This window comes from Candidatus Polarisedimenticolia bacterium (assembly GCA_035764505.1).
Taxonomy (GTDB): Bacteria; Acidobacteriota; Polarisedimenticolia; order Gp22-AA2; family AA152; genus AA152.
On sequence record DASTZC010000156.1, the window covers coordinates 1 to 5,591 of the forward strand.

The window sequence follows — 5,591 nt, forward strand, 5'->3', positions numbered from 1 at the left end:
TCACGCAGGAGATTGGTCTCACGCCCGCCGGATCGACCACCGAGTGGACCGACAATGACGGGCGCTCCTTCACGCCCAGTGAAGGATCGGGAGCTCCCTCCGGCATCGATCACGAAACCGTGGGCGGCGGCCCGTACCATCTGCCCCTGCCGACCGGCGTCAATCCAATCTATCCGCGCGGCGTCTGGTACTGCTCGCAGGCGATCGCCGACGCCGTCTGCTCTATCAGCTTCGACGGCGGCATCACCTTCGGCCCCGCGGTGCCGATGTACACGCTCAATGATTGCGACGGCATCCACGGCCACATCAAGATCGGCCCCGACGGGACGGCTTTCGTGCCCAACCGCAACTGCAACGGGAACCAGGCCGTCATCGTCTCCGAGGACAACGGCCTGACCTGGAACATCCGCAAGCTGCCGCAATCCACCGGCGGCGATCGCGACCCGGCCGTGGCGATCGGCTCGGACGGCACCCTCTACTTCGCCTACCAGAACGGCGATCGCACCTCGCACGTCGCCGTATCGCGCGACAACGGTCTGAGCTGGGAGAGCGACCACGACATCGGCGCGCAGCTCGGCTTGAACAACAACCTCTTCCACACGGCCGTGGCGGGCGATGGCGACCGGGCGGCCGTGGCCTGGTTCGGCACCACGACCGCCGGGAACGACTACAACACGCCGGGCTTCGCGGGCGATTGGTACCTGTTCGTCGCCACCACCTACGATCGCGGCCAGCACTGGTGGACGCAGAACGTCACGCCGGGAGATCCGATCCAGCGCGGCGGCATCTGCGAGGAAGGCGCCTGCCGCAATCTGCTCGACTTTTTCGGCTCGGAAATCGACAATCAGGGACGGATCCTGGTCGGCTACGAAGATGGCTGCGTCAGCAACGCCTGCCGGACGGGGCAGCGCTCCTTCGGGCTTCCCGGCGGCAACGATTTCATCGCGAAGGCGGTCATCGCGCGCCAGGCCTCGGGCAAGACGATGTTCGCGGCCTTCGATCCGCCCGCCGGTCCCGTTCCTCAGCCGCCCGCCAGCCCGATGCTGCCGCCGCCGGCCACTTCGACCTGCGGCTCGGTGGTCGCCAACGACACCGTGGGCGACGCCCACAATAACGTGGTGGCCCCGGCCGGTGGGGCCGATCCGATCGACGTCACGCAAGTGTCGTTCAAGCTGAGCCCGGACGGCCAGTCGATTGTCACGACCATTACGTTGAAGAACTTCTCGACCACGCCGGTGCCGGGAACCCTCGGCGCCTACTACCGGGTCGTGTGGACCGACGGAAGCCACAGTCCGGATGGATCGCTCAAGAGCTACGCGACGGAAGCGGCGACCGATCCCACCGGCTCCGTGACCTACCAGTACGGCACCTACGATGCCGCCGGAAACAGCTTCCTGACCAACGTCACGGCCTCGGGCTCGTTCACCACCGGTGCCGGCGGCACGCTCAATGTCTCCGTGCCGCGGAGCTACCTGGGAAACCCCACGATCCCCGTCACCACGTCGACGGCTTTGCCGGCGGTCATCGAGCCTTACGCGCTGGTCTTCACGCACGAGGAAGCGCTCTACTGGACGACGCCGGTGGACCGGGCGCCCGATTACGGCTTCGCGGGATCCAACTGGGCGGTCTGCCTGCCTGCTGTGACCGAGTGCGTGGACGACAACGACAGCCGCATCGCCTACTCCGACGGCTGGCACACGGGCACCTCCTCGACCGCCTCGGGCGGGCATTTCCACTTCCACAACGGCGGCTCCGCCGCTCACTCGGCGAGCCTCTCCTTCGACGTGCCCGACGGACGCGTGGGCGAGATTACCTACGCTTACGGGACGAGCACCAAGGGCGGCAATGCCAGCGTCTTCCTCGATGGCCAGCCGAGCGTGGTGAGCTATGTCGGGACGAGCGGGGCGGCGAAGGACCCGGTCATGGGCGCGTCGAAGAAGTTCTCCAACCTGGCGCCGGGCACGCACACCCTGGAGATCAAGAACCTGCAGGGGACCGTCTACCTGGACGGCTTCTGTACCAAGGCGTCGAGCCCGCAGGGCGAGCCCGACACTTTCCCGGGGACGACGAGCACGCAGCTCATCGCTCTGGCGCCCGGAGAGTTCAACAGCAGCCTCGTGCCGGTGGACGATGACATGCCGGTCCTTTCCGTGTTCGCCGAGGAGACGAGCAACCTGCCGTTCCGGCTGGTGGTGCTGCGGCCGTCGGGAACGATCCTGGCGACGGTGGACAGCGCCGGCGGCATCGCGTCGCTCACGACGCCGGTGTCGAGCTCGGGCCTCTATACGGTGAAGGTGATCAATCTGAGCCTGACCAAGGCGAAAGTCTGGACGGCAGTGACTCCGACCGTCATGAGGTAGCAAAGCCGCAGAAGCAGGACGAGAGGCAGCGGAGCTCATGTCGGTCCGCTGCCTCTTCGTTTATCTGCACGTTGGGGAAGACCACCGGCCGGAGGAGGATCGGACACTGGTCCGGCCGACGAGTCAGGCCAGCAGTCCATCCACCGCCGCGTCGATGACCCGGCCGATCAGCTTTTCGCGGTCGGCCCAGGGAAACGTCGGACGAGAGATGAGGAGTGCCGTGATGCCATGGGCAGCCGCCCACAGCGCCTGGCTCGCGGTGTCGACGTCGATGCGGCGAAACCGCTTCTCGTCGATGCATCGCTGGACAGCAGAACGCATACGCTCGTAGGTGATGCCGGGTCTGTGCTCCCGCCCCGGGCGACGCAGAATGAAGGCAAACTCATAAGCGCTGGCGTTGGCGATGCCGAACGCGACATAGGCGCGCCCTGCTTTCCGCAGGAACTCGACGGGGTCCCCGCGCCGCGTCGATTCGGGAACAGCTCGCAGTCCGTCGGCGAACTGCTGGAAGCTCTCCTCGACCAGGCAGTCGAAGAGCGTTTCCTTGTCCTTGAAGTGCAGGTAAAGGTTGCCGTGGGAGCAGCCGACTTTCTCGGCGAGATAGCGCATCGATACGCCGCCGTAGCCGTCCCGGACGAAGGCTTCCCGGGCGGCGTCGAGGATCTCCCGCCGCAGAGAGTCGCGGTATCGATCACGATGGGTGCGAAGTTGGGCTTGACTTGTCATGACCGATGGTCATAATACTGACCACTGGTCAGAAAAGCAAGTCCAAAGGGGGTGTTTCATGCTGCACCGTCTTCCTCGAGCCGTCCCGCCTTGCGTTCTCCTCATCATTCTCATCCTCTCCGGCGCCGGCTGCCTTGCTGCTGCACCGTCGAGCAACGTCGTCCAGGAAGACCGTGTCATCGCAGGCGGACCCGGCGACTCCCTGGAAGTCCGCCACCTCGTCCTGCGTGGAACCAACGAGCAGATCGGCCAGGCACTGGCCGAGATCGCCAAGGAGCGTTATGGAGTCCGCCTCGACCGGGTCAGGGACCTGGTGCAGGCGCGGGCCCAGCGCACGTTCCTGGAGCGGAACTACCCCATCCTCGTCGACCGCATGCGCGGGGTTGCGGCAGCGTTCGGGAAATCGTTCGATGAGGACGGCTGGGATTTCGGAGGGCTGGGGTTCACCGACCTGCGCGCCGGCTGTTCCATCGTGCACCTGCCTCCATCCTCGACCGTGGACGGCAAGAGTGTCGTGAGCCGCGATTACGACTTCACGACCGGTGCCTTGAGCTTCGGCTTCCTGCCGCCGGGAATGCTGCATCCGACCGCGCGGCCGTACCTCGTCGAGCTGTATCCCGACAAGGGCTACGCCTCGATTGCGATGGTCGCCTACGACCTCCTCAGCGGCGTGCTCGACGGCATCAACTCCGAAGGTCTCACCGTCACGCTGGCCATGGACGACGAGATCTTCAGCGGCGGGACTCCGGAGCCGACGCGGGAGCCGGCGGTGGGATTGGGGGAGCTGCAGACGCTCCGCCTGCTCCTCGACACCTGCGCCACGGTCGAGGAAGCGAAGCAGACGTTGATGGCGACCAAGCAGTACTATCAGTACGTTCCCATCCACTACCTGATTGCCGACCGTTTCGGCAACGCCTTCGTCTGGGAGTATTCTCAGCAGCACAACAAGGAATACATTGTCGAGAGTCCGGGCCAGCCTCTCATCATGACGAACTTCACCCTCCACACGCGCCTGGAGGATGGCAAGCCGCCTTCGCCGGAAAAGGCGAGACCGACCTGCAAGCGCTACGCCTATCTCCGCGAGAAGCTCGCCACCGGGAAATTCGACGACAAGGCCCTCCGCGGCTTTCATCAGAACGTGGACGCGCAGATGTCGCAGGCCGCGGACCCGTCGCATCCTCCCGAGCGTACCTTCTGGCACGCCTTCTACTATCCGGAAGATCGCCGCGTGCGCTTGAGCTACTACCTCAGGGACGAGCCCTACCCGGGAAATGAGCGCCTCGTGCGTCCCGTCAGGACCGATTACCTGGAGTTCCGGCTGAAGCCGTCGGGGAGCAAGCCGGGAATGGCGCAGATGCCGGCGGCATCTACATCGCCAGCCGCCGGCGCAGGGCAGGCTGTGACCACACCGCCGGAGGCTTCCGCACCCTCGACCGGCACGGCGCCCGCGGACATCGGCGCAGCCCTCGAGGCCGCGGGTGGCACCATCGAGCGCAAAGGGTCGCGGCTGGTCGCCGCGAGTCTCGGCAAGGCGACCGGACTTGCGACAATCCTCCCGCTTCTCGCCCGGATTCCTGACCTGGAAACACTGAGCCTCGGAAACCCGGCCTTGACGGAAGCCGACCTTCGCGCTCTCGAGGGATTGCCGAAGCTCCGCAGCCTTGGCCTCATGGGAGCGCCGGTCGGGGACACGTCCCTCGCGGTCATGAAGACGCTCCCCGCGCTGAGAGAGCTGAACATTTCCGGTACCAAGGTGACGGATGCCGGACTGGCTTCTCTGCGCGATCTCGTAAAGCTCGAGTACCTCGGTCTCAAGGGCACCATCATTACCGACGCCGGCCTCGTCCACCTCAAGGGTCTCACCGGCCTGACCAGCCTCAACCTCGCGGATACCCGGGTGAGCGACGCCGGCCTCGTGAGCCTGACCGGTCTGGCTCGTCTCGAGTCCGTGAACCTGTCCAACGACAACGTTTCGGATGCAGGTCTCGCAACTCTGGCGCGCATGCCAGCCCTTGCCGGCATCAACGCCACCGGGACGAAGGTCACGGATGCCGGCCTCGTCCACCTCAAGACGCTGCCGAAGCTGACCAAGCTGAACGTGACGGGAACGGCGGTGACGGAACAAGGGGTGAAGGACGCGAAGAAGTTCCTGCCCTTCTGGGCCACGGTGACGAGATAGCGGATCGCCCCGCCTTCACTTCGAGGGGATGAGTTGCTTTTTCTTAGGTGCCCCGACCGAGTCTTTGGCCAGATAATCGATAAACCGCATTTCCCTTGCGAAAGAGTCTGTCCGGGATTGAAGGTCAGGAACCGCCCCCGATGAGCCGTGCCGCGGCCGCCGCGGCGAGATGGTCATCATAATGAAGAAGCGGTTTCTGTTGGACTTCCGCGCGGAGTTTGAAATATAGTCTCGCCCGCAACGACTCTCTCGAAGAATCTGTCCGTTTAAGCCTGCTTGGGGGAAGCCACTCTCGTGCGGCCTCGGCCGCGCGCGAGGAGCGGAAT

3 protein-coding genes are annotated in these 5,591 nt (G+C 65.2%); 2 read left to right on the forward strand and 1 reads right to left on the reverse strand.

Features of this window, described 5'->3' with window-relative positions; translation table 11 throughout:
* On the forward strand, window positions 1-2,360 hold a 2,360-nt coding region (locus tag VFW45_10550; GenBank protein ID HEU5181225.1), incomplete at its 5' end, for a sialidase family protein.
* A gap of 123 nt (window positions 2,361-2,483) precedes the next feature.
* On the opposite strand, the gene VFW45_10555 is transcribed toward VFW45_10550, so the two are convergent.
* Complete coding sequence (locus VFW45_10555; protein HEU5181226.1) at window positions 2,484-3,086, reverse strand: TetR/AcrR family transcriptional regulator; 603 nt, start codon at window positions 3,084-3,086, stop codon at window positions 2,484-2,486.
* A gap of 58 nt (window positions 3,087-3,144) precedes the next feature.
* Between VFW45_10555 and VFW45_10560 the strand changes: the two genes are divergently transcribed.
* A complete protein-coding gene (locus VFW45_10560; protein ID HEU5181227.1) occupies window positions 3,145-5,265 on the forward strand; it encodes a C45 family autoproteolytic acyltransferase/hydrolase in 2,121 nt (706 codons plus the stop codon).
* The last annotated feature ends 326 nt before the right edge of the window (window positions 5,266-5,591 follow it).